The 21529-nt window shown below is 74.5% G+C and carries 23 protein-coding genes; 16 read left to right on the forward strand and 7 right to left on the reverse strand.

Annotated features, from left to right (window positions below):
• Window positions 1–47 precede the first annotated feature (47 nt).
• From ACWIYF_RS17675 to ACWIYF_RS17705, 7 genes are all read left to right on the forward strand, one after another.
• Window positions 48–998 carry a hypothetical protein gene (locus ACWIYF_RS17675; RefSeq protein WP_448624133.1) on the forward strand — a complete coding sequence of 317 codons (951 nt, stop codon included), beginning with the start codon at window positions 48–50 and terminating at the stop codon, window positions 996–998.
• A gap of 16 nt (window positions 999–1014) precedes the next feature.
• Complete coding sequence (locus ACWIYF_RS17680; RefSeq protein WP_448624134.1) at window positions 1015–1878, forward strand: ATP-binding cassette domain-containing protein; 864 nt, start codon at window positions 1015–1017, stop codon at window positions 1876–1878.
• Window positions 1879–1903: 25 nt separating this feature from the next.
• Window positions 1904–2593, forward strand: a complete 690-nt coding sequence (locus ACWIYF_RS17685) for a S1 family peptidase (RefSeq protein WP_448624135.1) — start codon at window positions 1904–1906, stop codon at window positions 2591–2593.
• Between the two features lie 140 nt (window positions 2594–2733).
• Window positions 2734–4029 (forward strand): tyrosinase family protein, encoded by a 1296-nt coding sequence (locus tag ACWIYF_RS17690; RefSeq protein WP_448624136.1) that lies wholly within the window; start codon window positions 2734–2736, stop codon window positions 4027–4029.
• A gap of 31 nt (window positions 4030–4060) precedes the next feature.
• Window positions 4061–5023, forward strand: coding sequence for a HEAT repeat domain-containing protein (locus tag ACWIYF_RS17695; protein ID WP_448624137.1), 963 nt, complete (start codon window positions 4061–4063; stop codon window positions 5021–5023).
• A complete protein-coding gene (locus ACWIYF_RS17700; protein ID WP_448624138.1) occupies window positions 5020–6153 on the forward strand; it encodes an SCO family protein in 1134 nt (377 codons plus the stop codon). The genes ACWIYF_RS17695 and ACWIYF_RS17700 overlap by 4 nt, the downstream gene beginning before the upstream one ends.
• Before the next feature lie 165 nt (window positions 6154–6318).
• A complete protein-coding gene (locus tag ACWIYF_RS17705; RefSeq protein WP_448624139.1) occupies window positions 6319–7347 on the forward strand; it encodes a hypothetical protein in 1029 nt (342 codons plus the stop codon).
• Window positions 7348–7362: 15 nt separating this feature from the next.
• Here ACWIYF_RS17705 and ACWIYF_RS17710 read toward each other — a convergent pair whose 3' ends face one another.
• The 4 genes from ACWIYF_RS17710 to ACWIYF_RS17725 form a co-directional block, all read right to left on the reverse strand.
• Window positions 7363–8091: an SRPBCC domain-containing protein gene (locus ACWIYF_RS17710; RefSeq protein WP_448624140.1), complete on the reverse strand. Its 729-nt coding sequence runs from the start codon at window positions 8089–8091 to the stop codon at window positions 7363–7365.
• Window positions 8088–8414, reverse strand: a complete 327-nt coding sequence (locus tag ACWIYF_RS17715; RefSeq protein ID WP_448624141.1) for an ArsR/SmtB family transcription factor — start codon at window positions 8412–8414, stop codon at window positions 8088–8090. The genes ACWIYF_RS17710 and ACWIYF_RS17715 overlap by 4 nt, the downstream gene beginning before the upstream one ends.
• Window positions 8415–8519: 105 nt before the next feature.
• Entirely contained in the window at window positions 8520–11687 is a 3168-nt protein-coding gene (locus ACWIYF_RS17720) for a carboxyl transferase domain-containing protein (RefSeq protein ID WP_448624142.1), read from the reverse strand.
• A 22-nt stretch (window positions 11688–11709) separates the two neighbouring features.
• The gene (locus ACWIYF_RS17725) at window positions 11710–12387 is read right to left on the reverse strand and encodes a hypothetical protein (protein WP_448624143.1); all 678 of its coding nucleotides are present in this window, start codon (window positions 12385–12387) and stop codon (window positions 11710–11712) included.
• Window positions 12388–12572: 185 nt separating this feature from the next.
• Here ACWIYF_RS17725 and ACWIYF_RS17730 point away from each other — a divergent pair, with 185 nt between their 5' ends.
• Genes ACWIYF_RS17730 through ACWIYF_RS17750 form a run of 5 tightly spaced genes read left to right on the forward strand, consistent with a single transcriptional unit; the run spans window position 12573 to window position 16296 of the window.
• A complete protein-coding gene (locus tag ACWIYF_RS17730) occupies window positions 12573–13733 on the forward strand; it encodes a sensor histidine kinase (protein WP_448624144.1) in 1161 nt (386 codons plus the stop codon).
• Window positions 13730–14383, forward strand: a complete 654-nt coding sequence (locus ACWIYF_RS17735; protein WP_448624145.1) for a response regulator — start codon at window positions 13730–13732, stop codon at window positions 14381–14383. The genes ACWIYF_RS17730 and ACWIYF_RS17735 overlap by 4 nt, the downstream gene beginning before the upstream one ends.
• Before the next feature lie 26 nt (window positions 14384–14409).
• Window positions 14410–14556: a hypothetical protein gene (locus ACWIYF_RS17740; RefSeq protein WP_448624146.1), complete on the forward strand. Its 147-nt coding sequence runs from the start codon at window positions 14410–14412 to the stop codon at window positions 14554–14556.
• Window positions 14557–14593: 37 nt separating this feature from the next.
• A complete protein-coding gene (locus ACWIYF_RS17745; protein ID WP_448624147.1) occupies window positions 14594–15778 on the forward strand; it encodes a serine/threonine-protein kinase in 1185 nt (394 codons plus the stop codon).
• Window positions 15779–15786: 8 nt separating this feature from the next.
• Complete coding sequence (locus ACWIYF_RS17750) at window positions 15787–16296, forward strand: mycothiol transferase (protein WP_448624148.1); 510 nt, start codon at window positions 15787–15789, stop codon at window positions 16294–16296.
• Here the strand turns inward: ACWIYF_RS17750 and ACWIYF_RS17755 are convergent, their stop codons facing one another.
• Window positions 16297–17112 (reverse strand): DUF2182 domain-containing protein, encoded by an 816-nt coding sequence (locus tag ACWIYF_RS17755; protein ID WP_448624149.1) that lies wholly within the window; start codon window positions 17110–17112, stop codon window positions 16297–16299.
• Window positions 17113–17116: 4 nt separating this feature from the next.
• Window positions 17117–17719: a DUF1326 domain-containing protein gene (locus ACWIYF_RS17760; protein WP_448624150.1), complete on the reverse strand. Its 603-nt coding sequence runs from the start codon at window positions 17717–17719 to the stop codon at window positions 17117–17119.
• A 112-nt stretch (window positions 17720–17831) separates the two neighbouring features.
• On the opposite strand from ACWIYF_RS17760, the gene ACWIYF_RS17765 reads away from it, so the two are divergent.
• Window positions 17832–19019, forward strand: coding sequence for an acyl-CoA dehydrogenase family protein (locus tag ACWIYF_RS17765; RefSeq protein ID WP_448624151.1), 1188 nt, complete (start codon window positions 17832–17834; stop codon window positions 19017–19019).
• Between the two features lie 19 nt (window positions 19020–19038).
• Here ACWIYF_RS17765 and ACWIYF_RS17770 read toward each other — a convergent pair whose 3' ends face one another.
• Window positions 19039–19299 (reverse strand): hypothetical protein, encoded by a 261-nt coding sequence (locus ACWIYF_RS17770; protein ID WP_448624152.1) that lies wholly within the window; start codon window positions 19297–19299, stop codon window positions 19039–19041.
• 158 nt (window positions 19300–19457) lie between these two features.
• Between ACWIYF_RS17770 and ACWIYF_RS17775 the strand changes: the two genes are divergently transcribed.
• From ACWIYF_RS17775 to ACWIYF_RS17785, 3 genes are all read left to right on the forward strand, one after another.
• Window positions 19458–20036, forward strand: coding sequence for a hemerythrin domain-containing protein (locus tag ACWIYF_RS17775; RefSeq protein WP_448624153.1), 579 nt, complete (start codon window positions 19458–19460; stop codon window positions 20034–20036).
• 61 nt (window positions 20037–20097) lie between these two features.
• Complete coding sequence (locus ACWIYF_RS17780; protein ID WP_448624154.1) at window positions 20098–20400, forward strand: hypothetical protein; 303 nt, start codon at window positions 20098–20100, stop codon at window positions 20398–20400.
• A gap of 46 nt (window positions 20401–20446) precedes the next feature.
• On the forward strand, window positions 20447–21526 hold the full coding sequence (locus ACWIYF_RS17785) for a sigma-70 family RNA polymerase sigma factor (protein ID WP_448624155.1): 1080 nt from the start codon (window positions 20447–20449) through the stop codon (window positions 21524–21526).
• The last annotated feature ends 3 nt before the right edge of the window (window positions 21527–21529 follow it).

Consider the following 21529-nt stretch of genomic DNA (forward strand, 5'->3'; position numbering starts at 1 on the left):
TGTACCGGGTGGATCGATCCGCGTTCGTCATCGGCACCATCGCGAGCGTGCTCGAGGCCGTGGTGTACCCGCTGATGCTGCTGGTGGTGTGGCGGGGCCTGGACCTCGTCGTAGCCGGGACCGCAGCCGAAGACCTCGTCTCACGAGGGATGGTGCTGCTCGGCATCCTGTTCGGCCTGCTGGCCCTCGAGACGGTGCTGCGGATGGTCACCGAGACGGCGACGAGCCTCCTGGAGGCCGAGTCGGCGCAGCAGGTCAATGCGCGGATCATGTACAAGATGGCGGAGGTGCCGTACCACCTCTTCGAGGACAACGACTTCCAGGCCCGGTACGGGCTCCTCATCAGTCAGGCGAGCCACCGGCCCGGCCAGCTCGTGCAAGCGTTCGTCGGCAGCCTCGGCGCGCTGATCGCCTCGCTCGCCATCGGGGCGACGCTGCTCGTGTTCGCGCCGATCCTGGTCCTGTTCCTGCTGATCCTGTTTCCGCTGACGGCCGCGGAGGTGCGGTATCACTGGCGGGTCGTCGAGCTGCAGACCAGCGCATCTCCGGCGTTGTTCCGCATGATGTTCCTGGCCCAGCGGAGCATCGACGCCACCTGGCAACGGGACATCCGCGTCCACCACTCCACGATCCTCTACGACGAGTACCGATTCCTGGCCGGCCGCTACCTGAGCGACCTGCGGGCCCTGTTGCGCCGCTATCAGCTGATCCGCACGGCCGTCGGTCTCGGTGCGGCGGCCGTCATGACGCTGGCTGTCGGAGCTGTCTTCTACATCGTCGGCGGAAGTCCGACCGGCCTGGCCGAGGCCGCCGTCCTGCTGCCGGCACTGGTGATGGGGCTGGGTCAGGGCCGCTCGTTCGCCACGAGCTGGGGAGCCATGACGGAGTGCCGCGGCTATCTCGCGCAGCTGTTCGACTTCCTGGACCACCCGTTCGAGCAGTCGGCGACGGCGCAGGAGCCGGCGAGCGTGGGCGCTCCCGTGCCCACGGTGGCGTAGGGAGGAGTCAGAAGGGATGGAGACGGCATCTCGGGTGGAACCGGCGCCGGACGCGACGGCGCTCCTCCTGCGAGGCGTGCGCTACCACTACCCGCACAGCCGGAAGGCCGCCCTCGATGACGTCTCCTACACCTTCCGCACCGGCACGACGGCCATCGTCGGGCCGAACGGCGCCGGGAAGAGCACCCTCGTCAAGTTGGTGACCGGCCTGCTCGCGCCGACGTCCGGCGCGATTCGTGCCTGCCTGACCGACGGGGCCTGCGTGCCCGCGGAGCAGGTGCCCAAGGCGGTCCTCTTCCAGGAACCCTCCCACTTGTACCTGACGGTGCGGCAGAACGTCACGATGCGCTACGAGCGGGCACCCGACGAGGACGCGCGCATCCACCACGCCCTGGAACTGGCAGGGCTGGGCGCGGTCGTGGCGGGCTTGCCCGAGGGGCTGGACACGCTGATCGGTGCGGGATTCGGCGGCCGGGTCGATCTCTCCGGGGGGCAGTGGCAGCGGTTGGCGTTGGCGCGGCTCATCTACCGGGACGCCCCGATCATGATCCTGGACGAGCCGGTCGCGAGCCTCGATCCGGAGGGCGAGCGCGCCGTCTTCGAGCTCTTCGCCACGATGCAGCACAGGGTCATCATCTTCACCACGCACCGGTACGACTCCATCCCGCCGGGGACGCCGATCGTCGTCCTCGTGGACGGCCGCATCAGCGAAGCCGGGACGCACGAGGAACTCCTGCGGCAGGAGCGGGACTACTGGTCCCTCTACATGTCGGGGAGATCGATCGCGCGCGGCTTGCTGGGCGGACGCGGCCGGCACGACGGCGCGAGAGCGGAGACGGCGAACCACGGGGCTGCCCGGGAAGTGCCGTGCCACCCCTAGCCGCTTCCCTGCCACAGGAGCCCTGATGTTCGCCGACGCCATCGCGAAGGTCGCAGCCTCGATCTTTCCCGTCTTCTACGCCTATGAGCACGCGGACGGACCGATCATCGGGGTGAGCGGGACCGGCTTCTTCGTCGACGACGACGGGCTCTTCGTCACCGGCGATCACATCATGAACTGCGCGCCGGACGGCGCGGGCTACTACTACTTCGGGAACCTGCCGGACGAGCTGATCCAACCCCCGCTGGAGATCGAGCGGGTCGCCAGCGATCCCGGCCGCGACCTCTACCTCGGACGGGTCCGGCGGGACCAGCTGCGGGCGGTGGAACTGTCCGAGGAAGCGGTACGGCCCGGAGACTCCGTCTGCCTCTCGGGCTATCCCATGGCCGAGGTGTCCACCAACTCGGAAGGCGGCTTCGTCGCCAACGTGCGGCGCTACTGGCAGCCGACCTTCGTGGTCGATGCGACGCAGGCCGTCGTGGGCGACAGGGTCTACGACGGCTACGTCGTGGGCCACCCGTGCTTCTCGGGGATGAGCGGGGGGCCGGTGTTCGATGTGGAGGGGAAGGTGCGCGGCATGGCCGCCGCGACAGTCACTCGCAGCGAGCCCCAGCTCGAGGGCGATCCGGTCGTCGTGAGAAACGGCATCGTGCTCGATCGCGAGCACATCCGGGCGTTCCTCGAACTCAACCGGCCGACGCAGGTCAGGCTGTAGTCGCCGGCGGACGCGCTGGCTGATCCGCCGGGCTCCCGGGAGATGGGGAAACGTCTTGTACCGCTGATCCGTCCGGGCCACACTGCTCGGTCACCGACGGCGCCCCGGGTCGGCGCCGCGGCTCGGTCAGGGGGATGGCCATGCGGATCGAGATCTCCATCGCCAACGCGGACGCGGCGGGTCGGAACTACCTCACCTGGGCCCCGGTCCGCGCCAGGATCCGGCTCTTCGACGCACCCCCGAACGGCGGCGAACCGGTCGCTGTGACCGTCCGGAACCAGAACCCGCAGGCGGGCGGGCAGCTGGCGTTCTCCCTCTCCCGCGGCGACCCGCGGACCCCCGTGCTCGACCTCAAGCTGCCCACCGACTCCTCGCCGGTGGACTTCTTCGTCGCCGGCGTCGTCGGCCGGTCCAGCCGGGAGGACGGCGACGCCGTCCTCTCGGTGTCCCGGGCCGGGGCGACGCAGGCGCTGGGCAGCAAACGGGTGATGGTCCGCATCCGCAAGAACGCGAACACCCTCACCCCCGCCGAACGGGACCGGTTCACGACCGCCCTGGCCAAGCTCAACAACCAGGGCGCCGGGCAGTTCCAGAGCTTCCGCGAGATGCACCGCCAGCGGGTCGCGCTGCGCCAGGCCCACGGGGCGCCGGGTTTCCTCGCCTGGCACCGCGCCTACCTGCTCGATCTGGAGCGGGAACTGCAGCGCATCGATCCGAGCGTGGCGCTCCCCTACTGGCGCTTCGACCAGCCGGCGCCCAACCTCTTCACGCCGGAGTTCCTGGGCCGCAGCAGCACCCTCGGCACCGCCACCTTCGCCCCCACCAACCTGCTCGCGCAGTGGCGTACCGACGGCGCGCCCGGCATCACGCGGACACCCTTCTTCAACGCGCAGTCGCAGGCCGCCTTCGTGGCCAGCCAGGGCGACACTTTGATCATGGGCGGCCCGCCGCCCACCTCGATCTTCGACACCGGCCCCACCCAGCCGGGCGGCTTCGACGAGATGGAGGGCGACCCCCACGGCAACGCCCACACCAGCTTCGACGGCTGGATCCAGGATCCGGCCACCGCGCCGCGGGATCCGCTGTTCTTCCTGCTGCACTGCAACGTCGACCGGCTGTGGGCGGGGTGGCAGTTCCTCAACGGCCGGTTCGACGGCACCCGCCCGGACACCTACTTCTTCCGCGGGACGGCGGGCCAGCCGGGATCGGCGCTCATCGGCCACAACCTGCTGGACTCGATGTGGCCGTGGAACGGCGACACCGCGCCCCCGCGGCCCCCGACCGCCCCGCGCGGTCCGTTCCCGGTCGTGCCGACGGCGGCCGCTCCGGGCCCCGCCCCGACGGTCCGGGACATGATCGACTACGCCGGCTTCCTGAACCCCGCGGCGGATCTGAACTTCGCCTACGACGGCATCCCGTTCGGCGTCGCGCCGTAAACCGCAGCGGTCCGAGCAGAGGGAGGACACCGTGTCCGAACCGACAGTCGAGAGCCTCGCGGACGAACTGCGGCGCGAGGTCAGCGAGGCGCAGGAGAGCCGCACGCAGTACCTGTCCGGCCTCCGGTCCGCCGCCGGACCGCGGACCCTCTCCGGTGAGGAGAGCGTCGACAGCGATCCTGTGCTGCGGGTCCTCACCGACCGCGGACAGCCGGAGGAGGACCGGCTCGAGCTGCTGCGCCGCCTGGCCAGCACGCTCGGCCGCCGGGACGACTACATCGACGGCCTGCTCACCGTCGTCCGGGACTCCGACGACGCCCCCGCCGTGCGCCAGGCCGCGCTGCGCGTCCTGGCCGCCGCCGCGTTCCAGGTCGAGCGCTTCGCCCCGCACCAGCAGCCCTACGAGGACGCGCTGCACGACCTGGTCGGCGACCCGGATCCGGGCATGCGGGACCGCGCCGTGAGCATCCTCGCGCAGCGGCACGACCCCGTCGTCCAGGAGAGCCTGCTGGCCGGACTGCGCGGCGACCGTCCGCTGCCGGTCGACCGCGAGCGCGCCGTCCGGCTGCTGGCCGAGGACGACCACGTCGACGTCCTGCCCCTGCTGCAGGACATGTACCGGGAGGGCTCGCCGGACGCCAAGCAGGAGGCGGTGCGGTTCATGGGGTCCTACCCCGACGCCCGCGAGACGCTCGAGGGCATCCTCCGCGACAAGAGCGAGTCCCCCGAGGTGCGCCAGCAGAGCGCGGCGTCGCTGCGGTACCTGGCGCCGGAGACCTACGAGGCCACCGCCAAGGAGATCGCCACCGACACCGACGACGACCCCGACGTCCGCACCGCCTCGCTGACCGCGCTGCAGCACCTCGGCGATCCGGAGCGGGTGTACGGCGACGCCGACTTCGTCGGCCGCGTCGAGGCGATCAGCCAGGAGGAGTCCACGTCGCAGGTCACGCAGGTCGCCCGCGAGCTGCTCGACCGGCGGCCCGCGACGTGACGTCGACCGCGACGGACCTCGGCGCGCTGGTCGACCGACTGCGGGACGGGCCGGACGCCGCCGACGAGCTGGCCGCGCTGCTGCCGGAGAACCTGCCGCTGCACGCCGGGCGCAGCGCGGCCGAGATGACCCGCTTCCGCGCGTACCTGCTCGCCGCGTTCGCCGGGACGGGGCTCCCCGACGCGGCGCTGCCCTACGTCGTCGAGTCGTTGGAGGCCGGGCACGGCCCGGACGAGGTGGCCGGCGCGGCCATCGCGCTGCGCGGCCTCGGGACGGCGCCGGTCGACGTCGGGACGCCGCTGCTGCGGGCCCTGGAGAACCTCGCCGGCACCGACGCCACGGTCAGCTTCGAGGCCTACCGGCCGGCGTGGCCGTACGCGGAGCCGACGACGGCGCTCACCGAGGTGGTCCGCACGATCGGCCTGCTGGGCGAGCGGGCCGGGCCGGCGGCGGCCCGGCTCGCCGAGCTGGTCCGGGACGACCGGATCCCCGCCGCCCTGCGGGAGGAGGTGCAACGGGCGGTCGACGCCGCACCGGCCGACAGCGGGTGCTGCGGGTCCGGGACCTGCGGGTGCTGCGCTCCCCCGGCCGCACCGGCGGCCCCGCCGACGGACGACGTCCCGACCGCGACCGTGCTCGAGGACCAGGACGGCCGGACGACGGCGTTCGACGACTTCTTCCGCGGGCGGCCGGCGGTCGTCGCGTTCTTCTACACGCGCTGCGACAACCCCCGGAAGTGCTCGCTGACCGTCACGAAACTCGCCGCGCTGCAGCGGGCGCTCGAGGAACGCGGCGCGGACGGCGCGGTGCGGATCGCGGCGATCACCTACGACCCCGCCTTCGACCTGCCCGACCGGCTGCGGCGCTACGGCACCGACCGCGGCATCCGGTTCGGCGAGCACGTGCGCTTCTTCCGCGTCCCCGCGGGGTTCGACGGCGTCCGGCGGCGCTTCGACCTCGGCGTGAACTACGGCGCCGCCACCGTCAACCGGCACCGGACCGAGCTGTTCGTCCTCGACGGCCAGGGCCGGGTCGCGGCCTCCTTCACCCGCGTGCAGTGGGACGTCGACGCCGTCCTCGCGGCTCTCGTCCGGGACGGCGTCGTCCTGCTGCACCACCGCCGACCGTAGTCGCGGCGGTGACCGAGGGTCACGGACGTCGAGCCGCCGCCGGACGACCCCCGTGGAACCGTCCCCCAGACCTGGGTGGAACCGGCCTTCTCGGTAGACCGCCGGCGTATGCGCCGGTCAGGATGCTGGTGCAGCTGTTCCGAACCTTCGGGGGATCCAGAGACCATGGGCAAGCACTCGCCGGGCCGGCACCGGCTGACGCGCACGTCGATGATCGGCGCCGGCGCGGGCACGCTCGCCGTCGCCGCGGTCCTCGCGGCGATGGAAGCCACCGTCCCGACCGCCGTGGGCGCCGCCGCGGTCGGTCCCCTCGCCGGCGTTCTCGGTGCGGCCTCCGACGAGTCCGCCTACGAGGCCGGGCCGCTGCTGATCCCGAGCATCGGTGTCGTGGCCCCGGGCTTCGACGACCCGTACCTCGCGCTCGCCACGCAGGGCGTGCCGGCTGCGCTGGTCCCGTCCGACTACATCGCCCCGGAGACCACCCGCGGGCTCGTCCTCGGCCCCATCGCGTCGGCGGCCATGCTGCCCGGTCTGACCGTCTCCGCGACGGCGTCGGTCACCGGCGCCCCGCCCGCCCCCGCTCCGGCGCAGGCCCCGGTGGTCGCCGCGCCCGCGGCCCCGGGCACCAACACGTCCGGCACGACGACCTCGGGCACGACGGACCAGGGCACGACGGCCCCGGGCACGACGACCTCCGGCACGACGACCTCCGGCACGACGACCCCGGGTACGACGACCCCGGGTACGACGACCCCGGGTACGACGACCTCGGGCACCACCACGCCAGGGGTGCCCACGACGGACACCACCACGCCGGCCGCGCCGACCACGGACACCACGACCCCGGCGGCGCCCACGACGGACACGACCACGCCGGCCGCGCCGACCACGGACACCACCACCCCGGCGGCGCCCACGACGGACACCACCACGCCGGCCGCGCCGACCACGGACACCACCACCCCGGCGGCGCCCACGACCGAGACCACCACCGCGGCCGCCCCGACCACCGAGACCACCACCACCCCGGCTGCGACGACGGCGGCGGAGACCACGACGGCGACGGCCACCGAGACGCCGGTGGAGCCGCCCTGCCCGGTCGGCGAGGTCCCGAACCTGCCCGAGATCCTCGCGGCCGACCCCCTCGCCCCGCTGTGCGTGCCGGTGGTCCCGGCGACCACCCCGGCCGCCTGACCCCGCGGCGCCGCGTCAGGCGCTGAGCACCACCCGCCACGGGCGGACGTCGACCTGCAGGAAGCCGAGCGCGACGGCCTTGTCGTCCTCGGTCGCCAGCGCCGCGACGTCGACGTCCCCGTGCTCGGGGCGCACGCGGACGACGGTCATCCCGGAGCCGTCCTCGCCGCCGAGCACCGGGCCGGCGGCGACCAGCAGCCCGCGCTCGCGCAGCCGGCCGAGGAAGGCCAGGTGCTCGGCGAACTCCGGCTGGGCGAACAGCGAGGCGCCCTGGGGCAGCGCCGGCCCGGGCCGGTGCAGCAGCGCGAACCAGCGGTCGCCGGCGGCCTCGGCGAACCGGGAGAGCACGAACGCCCAGCCCTCGTCGTAGGAGCCGCGCGCGGCCTCGGCGTCGGCCAGCCGCTCCCAGCCGTCGTGCTCCAGGGTCACGAGGGTCCGGTCGTCGTCCGCCTCGAACGTCACGCGGACGCGGGTGGCGCTCTCCGCCGTCCGGCCGGGGTGCCAGTCGAGCTCGAGCGCGTCCGGCGGCTCCCAGACGGTCACCTCGGCCCACACCGACACCCGGTCGCCGTGCCGTTCGACCAGCCCGGTGCTCTCGAACGCGACGGTGCCGCCGGCACCGAAGACGCTGTGCCCGTCGCCCAGCGGCCACCACTCGGCGATGCGCTCGGTGAACAGCGCGAACGCGCGCTCGGGGGGTGCGGCGACAGAGACCTGACGGACGACCGGCCGGACGGTGCTCACGGGCGTTTCCTCTCCTCGTCCTCGACGAACGCCGCGAACGACTGCAGCGCGGTGTCCCAGACGCCGGTGAGCCACTGCTGGACCTCGGCCAGGCCACCCGGCGCGAGCGCGTACAGGTTGCGGGTGCCGCGCGAGCGGTGCTCGACCAGCCCGGCGCCCTCCAGCACGCGCAGGTGCTTGCTGACGGCGGGGCGGCCCACCGGCAGCCGGCCGGCCAGCTCCCCCACCGGCAGCGCGCCGTCGCGCAGGCACTCGAGGATCCGGCGCCGCATGGGATCACCCAGCGCGTCGAACGCGTCGTCTGCTGCCGCTTGGTTGCTCATCGGTAACGGTTACCGTAGAGGCACCAAGCCGGGCGGTCAACGCCGTCCGGGCTCACCTCAGCGGTTCCTGGCTCACGTCCGGCGCTGAGCCAGGAGCCCGCGGGATCAGCTCAGCTGATCGTGGCCGCCCGCGGCGCGGAGGGCCTCGATGACCACGGCGCGGGTGTCGGCGGGGTCGATGACGTCGTCGATCTCGAACACCGAGGCGACGCCCAGCGCCTTGCCGCGCTCGTAGGCCTCCGCGACCAGCTCGTCGAACCGCGCCTGGCGGGCGGCGGCGTCGGGCAGCGCCTCGAACTCGCGGCGGTAGCCGAGCCGGACGGCGCCCTCGAGGCTCATCGGCCCGAACTCGCCGGTCGGCCAGGCGACGGTGAGGAACGGCGCCCGCAGGTCCCCGCCGGTCATCGCCATCGCCCCGAGCCCGTAGGCCTTGCGCAGCACCACCGCGACCAGCGGCACGGTCAGCGCGGCCCCGGCGACGTAGAGCGCCCCGAACCGGCGCACGGTCCCGGTCCTCTCCGACTCGGGGCCGACCATGAAGCCAGGGGTGTCGACCAGCGAGACCACCGGCAGCCGGTGCGCCTCGCACAGTCGCAGGAAGGCCGCGGCCTTGTCGGCCGACTCGGCGTCGATCGCGCCGCCGAGGTGCCGGGGGTCGTTGGCCAGGACCCCCACCGGCCGGCGGCCGAGCCGCGCGAGCGCCGTGACGATCCCCGGCCCGAACCGCGGCCGCAGTTCCAGCACGCTGCCGGTGTCGGCGAGGGTCTCGAGCACCGGCCGCACGTCGTAGCTGCGCACCCGGTTGGCCGGCAGCAGGTGCCGCAGCAGCCGCTGGTCGGCGCACTCCCCCGCGGCGGCCCGCCCGGTGAGGCAGCCCAGCGCGGCACGGGCGGCGGCGACCGCGGCGTCGTCGTCCGGCACCACGACGTCGACGACCCCGTTGGCCGCCTGCACCGCCGTCGGCCCGACGTCGCCGGGGGCCACGACGCCCAGCCCGCCGGCCTCGATCATCGCCGGCCCGCCCATCCCGATGCTGCTGCCCTCGGTGGCGACGACGACGTCGCAGACCCCGACCAGCGCCGCGTTGCCGGCGAAGCAGTAGCCGGAGACGACGGCGACGGTCGGCACCTTCCCGGCCAGCCGGGCCATCGAGGTGAACGTCGGGACGTCGAGCAGCGACACCCCTGCCGTGTCGGTGTCGCCCGGCCGCCCGCCGCCGCCCTCGGCGAAGAGCACCACCGGCAGCCCCCGCTGCTCGGCCAGCGCCAGCAGCCGGTCGGTCTTCTTGTGGTTGACCATGCCCTGGGTGCCGGCCAGCACCGTGTAGTCGTAGGCGAGGACGGCGCACGGGACCCCGTCGACCTCGCCGATCCCGGTCACCATGCCGTCGGCCGGCGTGCGGGCGACCAGCTCCGCCAGCGTTCGGCGGCGCCGCTGGGCTGCGATGCCCAGGGCGCCGTACTCGACGAAGCTGCCGTCGTCGACCAGCGCGGCGACCATCTCCCGGGCGGTCCTCCGGCCGGCGGCGTGCCGGCCGGCGACCGCCTCCGGCCGCGCGGCGTCCAGGCCGATCCGGTGCCGCTCGATGCTCTCGGCCAGCTCGGGGCGGATCTCGTCGAGGTCGGTCTCGGCCGCCCCGGCGTCGGCCGCGGCGTCGTCGTCCGACGGGGTCAGGACGGCGAGCGGCGCACCGGCCGAGACGACGTCGCCGACCACCACCCGCAGGCCGGCCACCTCGCCGGCGACCGGGGCGCGCACGACGTGCTCCATCTTCATCGCCTCGAGCACGAGCAGCGTCGCGCCGGCGCCGACCCGGTCCCCCTCGGCCGCGGCGACCTCGACGACGACGCCCTGCAGCGGCGCCTCGACCGGCAGCCCGCCGTCGAGCCGGACCGGGCCCGCGGCCTCCGGCGCCTCCGGGGGCAGCAGCTCGGACAGGTGCCCGTCGAGGAAGTCGGTGGTCGCGCGGCCCTCGGCGAGCTCCGGGCGCGCGACCAGTGCCGCGAGCAGGGCCAGGTTGGTCGCCGGGCCGGCGACGTCGAATTCGGCGATCGCCCGGGCCGCGCCGGCCAGCGCCCGTGGCAGGTCCCGCTCGGCCGTGACCACCTTGGCCAGCAGCGAGTCGTAGCGCGGGTTGACCGTGTCGCCGGGGACCCCGGCGGTGTCGACCCGCACGCCGCGCCCGGTCGGCGGGACGAAGCGCTCCAGGGTTCCGGCGGCCGGCTGCACCGTCCCGTCGGCCCGCAGCGTCTCGGCGTTGACCCGCACCTGGACGGCGGCCCCGCGCGGCTCGATCGGGCCGTCCAGCCCCAGCTCGCCGAGGGTCGCCCCGTCCGCGAGCCGCAGCGCCACCTCGACCAGGTCCAGGCCGGTGACCTGCTCGGTGACCGTGTGCTCGACCTGCAGCCGCGGGTTGACCTCGAGGAACGCGACCTCGGACCCGCGGACGAGGAACTCCACCGTCGCCAGGCCGCGCAGGCCCGCCGAGCTCCCCAGCGCGACCGCCGCGTCGGCCAGCTCCCGACGCACCGCCGGGTCCAGCGCCGGGGCGGGGGCGATCTCCACCAGCTTCTGCCGGCGCCGCTGCACGCTGCAGTCGCGGTCGCCGAGGGCCGCCACCGCCGCGCCGTCCCCGGCGAGCTGCACCTCGACGTGCCGGGCGCCGGTCAGCAGCCGCTCGACGTAGACCTCGCCCGAGCCGAAGGCGGCGCGCGCCTCCGAGCGGCAGCGCTCCAGCGCCTCCGCGAGCTCGTCCTCCGACCGCACCGGCTGCTGGCCGCGCCCGCCGCCGCCGGCCAGCGCCTTGACCATGACCGCGCCGCCGACGGCTCGCAGGAAGGCGCGGGCGCCGTCGAGGTCGGTCGGCCCGTCGGTGGCGGCCAGCACCGGGATGCCCAGCTCGCGGGCGCGGGCGCGGGCCCGGGTCTTGTCGCCGAAGAGCTCGAGCACGGCGGCGTCCGGGCCGACGAAGACCAGGCCCGCGTCGGCGCAGCGGCGGGCCAGCTCGGCGCTCTCGGCCAGGAAGCCGTAGCCGGGGTGGACGGCGTCGGCGCCGCTGCCCAGCGCCGCGTCGACGACCGCCGCGGCGTCGAGGTAGGCGGCCGGGCCGGCGCCCTCCAGCCGCACGGCGTCGTCCGCCCGGCGGACGTGCAGCGCGCCGGCGTCGTCGGCCGGCGCCACCGCGACGGTGCGCAGGTCCATCGCCGCCGCCGTCCGCAGGATCCGGACGGCGACCTCGCCGCGGTTGGCGACCAGGAGCCGGGTGATCGCCATCCGCGGGAGTGTAGGTCGGGGCTCAGGCGGCGGCGCCCACCAGCCCGTCGACCGGCTCGACGGCGGGGACCCGCCGGGCCAGCGCGACGCCGGTCGCGGCGATCCAGACCATCCCGAGCAGCCAGACCAGGACCAGACCCTCCACCCACCAGACCGCCAGGGACGCGGCCGCGAGCAGCGCCGCCACGACGACCCCGCTCCAGCCGTGCACCCGGCCCAGCACGCGCGCGCGCATCCCGGCCAGCGCCGCGATCCCGAGCGGGACGGCGACCACCAGCCAGCCGAGCACGAACACCGCGCCGTTCATCAGCTGCAGCGCCTTGGCCAGCTCCGGCGTCAGGTCGCCGTCGCCGGCCATGACGGTCGCGGCCAGCAGCGGCAGCGCGCCGGAGATCCCGACGGCGGCGGCGAGCACCCCGCCGGCGGCCACCGCCCGGGCAGCGCGGTCGCCGTCGGCCGTGCCGCGCAGCCGCTCCGCGACCACCCGGAAGAAGCCGCCCACCGCCAGCCATGCGACCACGGCCAGGTAGATCCCCACGATCCCCAGGGGCGAGGAGCCGACCGCGTCGGCGTACCCCTCGGGGGACGCGTGCAGGTCCGGCGAGCCCCCGCCGATCTTCGTCAGCTCGTTCCCGACGTTCAGCAGCACCACCGCTCCCACCCCCAGCACCGGCGCGGCGATCCTCGACCGCATCGTCATCGCAGACCTCCCCTGTCCGTCCGCGACGTCCCGGGCCGCGGAGTCGGCGGAACGCTAGGGACGAGGTCTCGGTGCGCGCCTCCGCCGCGGCGGCCTCGGCACTCCTCCCGGGGGAGGGGATTCCCCGGCCGGCGCTCGTACCGCAGGGGGAGGTCGGACAGGGGTCCGGCGGCCTACCGTGCGCCATGGCCCACTGGCGGCGGGCGCAGCGATGGGTGGATCCCCTGCTGGCCGCGGCGCTGCTGGGCGGCAGCCTCTACGCGCTGACGGCGCTGCCGGCGAGCGAGTCGGACTTCGTCGCGCCGCCGCTCGTGGACGCCGCCTTCCTCGTCCTCGTCTGCGTGCCGCTCGCCTGGCGCAGCCCGCACCCGCTGCCGGTCTTCGCCGTCGTCCTCGGCGCGACGTGGCTGTGGCTGCTGCTCTTCTACGGCGACCAGCCGCAGCCGCCGTTCTCGCCGGGCGTGGCCCTGCTGCTGGCCACGTTCAGCGCGGCCGCCGTCCCGCGGGCCCGCTCGGCCTGGGCCGTGGCGGTGGCGCTGGTCGCCTTCCTCGTCTCCACCGACGTGCCGGCCGTGCTCGCCGGGCGGTCGTGGAGCGACGTCGTCCCGTCCTGGGTGCTGTTCACCCTGGCGTTCGGCGTCGGCCGGGCGGTCGGGCTGCGCCAGCAGCAGGCCGCGGCGGCGGCCGAGCGGGCGGCGGCCGCGGAGGCCGGCCGGGCGGAGGAGGCGGCGCGGGCCGCCGCGGCCGAGCGGGCGCGCATCGCCCGGGAACTGCACGACGTCGTCACGCACGCGGTCACCGTCATGGTCGTGCAGGCCGCCGCGGAGGCCCGCGCGGTGCCCGAGGGGACGACGACCCACCGGACGCTGACCGCCATCGAGACCACCGGCCGGGAGGCGCTGACCGAGCTGCGGCGCATGCTCGGCGTCCTGCGCGCCGGCGATCCGGGCGCCGACCGCCGGCCGCCGCCGTCCCTGCGCGAGCTCGACGGGCTGCTGGCCGCGGCCCGGGGCGGCGGGCTTGACGTGCGGCTGGAGGTGCGCGGCGAGCCCGTGGAGCTGCCGGCCGCCCTGGACCTCACCGCCTACCGGATCGTGCAGGAGGCGCTGACCAACGTGCGCAAGCACGGCTGCGGCAGTGCGGCCGAGCTGCGCCTCGACCACTGCCCCGACGCGCTCGTCGTCGAGGTCGTCAACCCGTGCGTCGCCGGTCCCCCGGCTCCCGGCGGCCACGGACTGGCCGGGCTGCGGGAACGGGTCGCGCTGCACGGCGGCACGCTGGAGGCCGGGCCGGAGCCGGACGGGCGGTACCGGCTGCGGGCGCGGCTGCCGGTGGCCGCGCCGTGAGCGTCTCGGTGCTGGTCGTCGACGACCAGACGCTCGTGCGGGCGGGGTTCGTGCGGCTGCTGGAGTCCGAGCCCGGCATCACGGTGGCCGGCGAGGCGGCCGACGGGCTCGCGGCGCTGGAGGTGGCGCGGCGGACCCGCCCGGACGTCGTCCTCATGGACATCCGGATGCCGCGGCTGGACGGCCTGCAGGCGACCGCGCGGCTGGTGGCGGCGCAGCCGGGGACGCGGGTCGTCGTCCTCACCACCTTCGACCTCGACGAGTACGTCTTCGAGGCGCTGCGGGCCGGGGCCAGCGGTTTCCTGCTCAAGGACGCCCCGCCGGACGAGCTGGTCCACGCGATCCGGGTGGTCGCGGCCGGGGAGGCGCTGCTGGCGCCGTCGGTCACCCGGCGGCTGATCGCCGAGTTCGCCCGCACGCCGGTCCCCCGCGCCGACGACCGCCTCACCCGGCTCACCCCGCGCGAGCGCGACGTCCTGGCACTGGTCGCTACCGGGCTCTCCAACGCCGAGATCGCCGCCCGGCTCTTCCTCGGCGAGTCGACCGTCAAGACCCACCTGACCGCGGTCCTGACCAAGCTGGACCTGCGCGACCGGGTGCAGGCCGTCGTGCTGGCCTACGAGTCCGGGCTGGTCCGACCGGGCGGATGAGCCCCATCTGCGGCAGGCTTCGGAGCATGACCACACCCGAGCCGAACGAGCCGGTCGAGCGCAGCCTGCCCGAACCCCGCGACATCGCCCTCGAGCAGGAGACGCCCGAGCAGGCCGCGGAGATGGAGGCGCAGAGCGACTCCGCGGCCGGCACCGAGGACCAGCAGAGGTAACAGTCCCCGCCGTCCGATTCCGGCGTACCGTCCGCCCATGAGCGCCGAGGCAGCGCCCGCCGACCGGGTCCTCGCCGGCCGGTACGCGCTGACCGACGTCCTGGGTCGCGGCGGGATGGGGATCGTCTGGCGGGCCACCGACCAGACGCTGCACCGCCAGGTCGCGATCAAGGAGCTGACCTTCTCGATCGGGGCGACCGACGAGGAGCGGCACGTGCTGCGTGAGCGGACCCTCCGCGAGGCGCGCGCGGCCGCCCGGCTCGACCACCCGTGCGTGACCACGGTCTACGACGTCGTCGAGGAGGGCGGCAAGCCGTGGCTGGTCATGGAGCACGTCGACGCCGACAGCCTCCAGCGGATGCTCGAGCACGGCGGCCCGCTCTCGCCCAAGGCGGTGGCCCAGATCGGGCTCGACGTGCTCTCCGCGCTGGAGGCGGCGCACGCCGCCGGGATCGTGCACCGCGACGTCAAGCCGGCCAACGTGCTCGTCGAGCGCAACGGGCACGCCTGCCTGACCGACTTCGGCATCGCCACGGCGACCGGCGACTCCAGCCTGACCACCCAGGGCGCCCTGATCGGCTCGCCGTCCTACATGGCGCCGGAGCGGATCCACGGCGACGAGCCGCGGCCGGCGGTCGACCTGTGGTCGCTCGGCGCCACGCTGTACGCGGCGGTGGAGGGGCGCCCGCCGTTCGGCCGCGGCGAGCCGATGGCCACGGCGATGTCCGTGGTGTCGGAGCACCCGGCGCCGATGGTGCGGGCCGGCCCGCTGGAGCCGGTGCTGCGGGGCCTGCTCACCAAGGACCCCGCGCAGCGCAGCACGGCCGAGCAGGCGCGACGGGGTCTGGAGGCGGTGCTGGCGGACGACGCGCCGCCCGCGGCCCCGCCCGAGTCACCGCCGCCTCCCCCGCCGCCGACCCCGAGCGAGGGCTCGGTGCACCGCTTCGACCAGGCGGACCTGAAGATCCTGGCCGCCGCGTCGAAGGCAGTGCTGGGCTCGGTCGCCCGCGATGCCCGGGACTCCCTGGCGGCGCGCCGGCGCGAGCAGCGCGGCCACGCCGTCCCGGGTCCGGTCGCCGGCCGCCCGCCCGCCGCGCCCCCTCGGCGGCGGCGGTTCAAGCGCCGCTGGGTCGTCGTCCCGGTGGTGACGGTCCTGGTGGTCTCGATCGCGGTGATCGTGGGGCTGATCTGGCTGATCGTGCGCACGTTCGGCCTGGGCTGAGCAACCGCATGCGGAGCCGGGACCTGCTGCTCGACGGCTACGAACGGATCCAGCAGACGCTGCGGCGGACGCTCGACGGGCTGACCGCCGAGCAGCTCACCGCGCGCGTCGGGCCCGAGGCGAACACCATCGCGTGGCTGGCGTGGCACCTGGTCCGCGTGCAGGACGACCACGTCGCCGAGGTGGCCGACCGAGAGCAGGTGTGGACCGCCGAAGGGTTCGCCGAGCGTTTCGGCCTGCCCTTCGACCCGGCGGCCACCGGCTACGGGTTCAGCGCGGACGACGTCGCCGCCGTCCGTGTCGAGTCCCCGGACCTGCTGCTCGAGTACGCCGCGGCGGTGCACGCCCGGACGGCGGAGTTCCTGGCCGGGCTGACCGACGAGGACCTCGACCGGGTGGTGGACCGCCGCTGGGATCCGCCGGTCACCCTCGGCGTCCGGCTGGTCAGCGTGCTCTCCGACGACCTGCAGCACGCCGGCCAGGCCGCCTACGTCCGGGGACTGCTCACCTCGGCATGACTACGGCGCCATCTCGGTCATCCGGTCGCCGGCCGGGACCGTGAGCGCCGGGATCGCTCCCGGAGCTGCGAGGATCAGGAGCCCGAGGGTGAGCAGCAGGACCGTCGTCCCGTAGGACGCGACCCGCCGCCACGGCAGGGTCTTCTCCACGGCGATCACCCCGGCGACGAGGGCCATCCAGACGACGCTCATGATCCCGAGCGCGAACAGCGACGCCATGAGCGCCCAGCAGCAGCCCACGCACCAGGCGCCGTTCTTCGCACCCATCCGCAGCCCGCCCAGGGGGCCGTCCCGCCACGAGCCCAGCAGGAAGCCGAGGGGGCTGCGGCACTTCCCGAGGCAGACGTCCTTGAGCGGGGTCAATTCGTAGACCGCCGCGACGACGAGGGTCCCGCCCGCGATCCACCGGCCGGCCCGGTCCCAGGCGAGGACGTCGCCCGCCACCTGGTCGACGAGCGCGAGCACCGCGAAGGCGACGAGTCCCGCGCCGGTCCACGTGAGCAGGTAGCCGGCGACGAACATCGGGGGCGACAGCCGGGACCGGTGCCGGGTCATGCGCGAGTACAGGGCGACCGTCGGCGCGACCGACGGGAACATCATCGCGGCCATCATCACGACCCAGACGCCGAGGAACCAGCCCAGCGTGCCGAGATCGCTCCACGGCCCCTGGTCCATGCCGCGCATCTGCCGCGCCGTCCACCACCAGCCGACCGCGGCGAGGACGAACAGGAGGGCGACCAGCCCCAGGCGGGTGCGGACGGCGGCGAACGCCGGAGCGAGGCCGCTGGTGGGCCGCACCTGCGCCGGAGCGGTCATCGGGTCAGGCGGACCAGGAGAAATCGGCGTGGGAGACGCCGGTCTTGCCCTCGTACCGGATGCCGAAGGCGTCGATCCGCGAGCGCCGCGCCTCGGCCATCGTCAGGTTCGAGGCGACCGGGTGGAACGCGCCGTCGAACCGGACCGGCGTCCCGTCCTCCTTGCCGAAGGGCACGATGTCCTCGACCTCGAAGTCGATGACGTAGCCGACGCGGACGCTGTGCAGCAGTCCGTCGTCGCGCAGCTCGATCGCGGCCCGTTCCACACCGACGACCTCCCCCACGAGCGGGCCGAGCGCGCCCATGGGGCCGCCGAGCTGGCCGCCGAAGACCTGGACCAGCTTGTCGAACTGCTCTTGGCTGGCCTCCTCGTCGATGAACATCCCGACCCGCCAGTTGCCGTCGGTCATGACCTTCGGCGTGTCGATGATCGTCACGACCTTGCGGCCCCGGACGTCGGTGCCGTCGATCTCGCCCTCGCGGATGTTGAAGGCCAGGGTCGCCCGGCAGTAGTCGTAGGTGGCGCCGTGGGTCAGGGTGAGATTGCACGGGCACATCAGCTCGCACGAGCAGGTCTCCGCGTAGCTGCCCTTGAGGTTCCACGCCATGGCGAGCTCCTTCCGCGCGCCGGTCAGTGTCGACCCGGTGTCCGCACCGGTCAACGGGCCCGCGGGTGATCACCGGCGAGCGGCACCGACCGGAGCGCACTAGCGTCGCGCCGTGACCTCGCCGACCACCGACTTCTACGCGATCGAGGACCTGCTCGAGCCGGAGGAGATCGAGATCCGCGACCGGGTCCGCGCCTTCTGCGAGCAGGAGGTGACGCCGCGGATCAACGAGTACTGGGAGCGCGCCGACTTCCCGTTCGAACTGGTGCCCAAGATCGCCGAGCTGGGCATCTCCGGCGGCACCGTGCAGGGCTACGGCTCCCCCGGCATGAGCGCGGTCGCCGCCGGGCTGGTCGCCGCCGAGTGGGCGCGCGCCGACGGCAGCATCGGCACCTTCTACGGCGTGCACAGCTTCCTGGCCATGCAGTCGATCGCGCTGCTCGGCGACGAGGAGCAGCGCGAGCGCTGGCTGCCGGAGATGGCCCGGCTGGAGAAGATCGGCGCGTTCGGCCTCACCGAGCCCCGGCACGGCTCGGACGCCGTCGCGCTGGAGACCTCCGCCCGCCGGGACGGCGACAGCTACGTGCTCGACGGGCAGAAGAAGTGGATCGGCAACGGCTCGATCGCCGACCACGTGCTCATCTGGGCCCGGGGTGAGGACGGCGCGGTCGGCGGCTACGTCGTCGAGAAGGGCACGCCGGGCTACACGGCGCGGGTCATGACCGGCAAGACGGCGCTGCGCGCGGTGTGGCAGGCCGAGATCACCCTCGAGGGCGTCCGGGTGCCGGTGGAGAACAAGCTGGCCCACTGCACCTCGTTCAAGGACGTCTCGAAGGTGCTCGACCGCACCCGCTACACCGTCGCCTGGCGTGCGCTCGGGCTGGCGACGGCGTCCTACGAGCTGGCGCTGGCGCACGCGCTGCGCCGCGAGCAGTTCGGCTCCCCGATCGCCGGCTACCAGCTGGTTCAGGACAAGCTGGCGCGGATGCTCGCCGAGATCACCGCCATGCAGCTGATGTGCTGGCGGCTGTCGAAGCTCGCCGACGAGGGCCGGATGACCGCGGCGATGGCGTCGATGGCGAAGATGAACCACGCGGCCAAGGCGCGGGCGATCGTGGCCGACGCGCGCGACATCCTCGGCGGCGACGGGATCCTGCTCGACCACCACGTCGCCCGGCACCACGCCGACATGGAGGCGATCTTCACCTTCGAGGGCACCGACTCGGTGCAGGCGCTGATCGTCGGCCGGGAGATCACCGGTCTGTCGGCGATCAGCGGCCGCCGTCCCGACCGCCGCTGACCCCCCGGAGGCGGACCGGTCAGCCGGTGACGCTCAGCGCGGGGACCACCGCGGTGAGGCGGACGCACTCCGGGCAGGCGGTCCGGCCGGTGCCGACGCGGTCCCACCTCTGGGAACCCCACACCTGGACGATGGCCCCGCACACCGCGAGCTCCACCTCCCCGTCCAGCTCGGCCGGCGGGCGGTGCGCCTCGACGGCATGCCACGGGCAGTTCTGCTCCGCCGGTCTCCCCCGGGACCAGCGGTCGGGCCGGGCGAACCCGACGGCGTAGCTCTCCACGGCCTCCTTGTGCCCCGTCTCACAAGCGATCAACCGCCCCGATCGGGCGACACCGGACGACCTCCGGCCGCGGGGTTCGGGCCGGTCGCGACGGGGAAAGGGGGCGGCGGGGAAGCCGCCCCCCACCGCCCCTGCAGGGCAGCCAGCGAGGAGTCGTCATGACCGACACCCAGCGCGACGTCGTCGACCTGCTCACCGCCGACCACCGCGAGTTCGACCGCCTCTTCCGGGAGCTGGAAGGGCTGCTGGGCCGGACCGGGCCCGACGACCTGCGGCGCAAGCGCGAGCTGGTCGACGAGGTCACGATCGGCCTGGTCAAGCACTCGGTCGCCGAGGAGTCGCAGGTCTACCCGAAGGTCGAGAAGCAGGTCGACAAGGACGAGGCGGAGCACGCCAAGCACGAGCACGCCGAGGCCGAGGAGACCATGAAGCGGCTCGAGCGCATGGACCCGGACGACGCGCAGTTCGACACCGAGGTGCAGACGCTCATCCGCGAGATCCGCCACCACGTCGAGGACGAGGAGGGCCGGATGTTCGCCGACCTGCGCCGCACGTTCAGCCGGGCGGAGCTGGTCGAGATGGCCGAGAAGGTCGAGGGGGTCAAGAAGCTCGCCCCGACCCGCGCGCACCCCATGACGCCGAACGACGCCACGGTGCGGACGGTGCTCGGCCCGGTCGCCAGCCTGCTCGACCACCTGCGCGACGCCGTGAGCGGCCGCGGGAAGACGACCGGCTGACCCCTCCCCTCCCGCCCGTCCGGCGCTACCGTCAGGAGGAGACGGAACGGGAGGAGCACCGGTGGAACCGATCAGCCTGCTGGTGGGTGGGGCCTTGCTGGCCGTGGGCTTCGTCGCCGGGCGGCTGCAGCGGCGGGCCCCCGCCCCGCCCAAGCCGGTGACCCCGGTGTGCGGCTGCGGTCATCCGCTCAGCCAGCACGACACCGAGACCTCCACCTGCTACGCCGAGCTGCGCCGCGACGCCTACGACAAGCGCGGCCGCTGGGCCGGGCACACCTGGGTGCCGTGCACCTGCCGGCAGTACGTCGGCCCCCGGCCGATCGACGAGGTGTTCCTGCCCCGCGTCCTGCCGCCGACCGACTGATCGTTCCGAGGGGCCGCCCGGGCGGGCCGGGCGTAGCGTCCGGGAGGTGGGGACGGCGGAGTCCACCGATGCCCAGGACGGGGCCGGGCCACCCCTCGACGTCGCCGCGCTGATCCCCATGGTGCGGCGCATCGTCGCCGCGCGCGTGCCCGACGAGGCCACCGTCGACGACCTGGTCCAGGAGACCCTCGTCCGGGTCCTCGCGGCGACCGGCCGGGTCGAGCCCGGCATGCTCGAGCCGTACGCGATCGTGACCGCGCGCAACGTCGTCGCGTCCCTGTGGCGCGAGCAGGACCGCCACCGCCGCAACCAGCACCGCGTCGTCGACCTGCGCCCGCCCGAGGTGCCGGACGAGGGCCTCCTCGCGCAGGAGGAGAAGTCCGCCGTCGCCGCCGCGCTGACCCGGCTCTCCGAACGCGAACGCCAGACGCTGCTCGCGCACGAGGTGTCGGGGCAGGACACCCGCACCCTGGCTGCCGAGCTGGGCAGCACGGCCGGTGCCGTGGCCGCCCAGCTCAACCGCACGCGGGCCCGGCTGCGGGTCGAGTACCTGCTGGCGCTCGAGCGGACCGAGCCCCCGACCGACCGGTGCCGGCCCGTGCTGCTGGCGCTGTCCGGCGGGGACCGCCGGCGGCAGCGGGAGGTGGACGCCGCCCGCCACCTGCTCGAGTGCGAGGTCTGCGCGCGGCTGAGCCGGCCGCTCCTGGAACGCGGTCAGCCCCGCGACGACGAGGTCCGTATCCCGATCCGGGCCGACGCCGACATCGTCGCCGCCCGGCAGGCGGCACGGGCGGTCGCCGCGCGGCTGTCGTTCTCCGCCAGCGAGCTGACGATGATCGCGACCGCGGTGTCCGAGATCGCGCGCAACATCGTGCGGTTCGCCCGCAACGGCGAGATCGTCGTCGAGCTGCTCGAGCAGCCCCGACCGGGGATCCGCGTGGTCGCGCGGGACAGCGGCCCCGGCATCGCCGACATCGAGCAGGCGCTGACCGACGGCTACAGCACCTACGCAGGGCTCGGGCTCGGTCTGCCGGGCGCGCGGCGGCTCATGGACGAGTTCGCCGTCGTCTCGGAAGTGGGTCGCGGGACGACCGTGACGATGACGAAGTGGCGCGGAGAGGAATGACTC

The sequence above is a fragment of the Geodermatophilus sp. URMC 64 genome, from assembly GCF_053502555.1.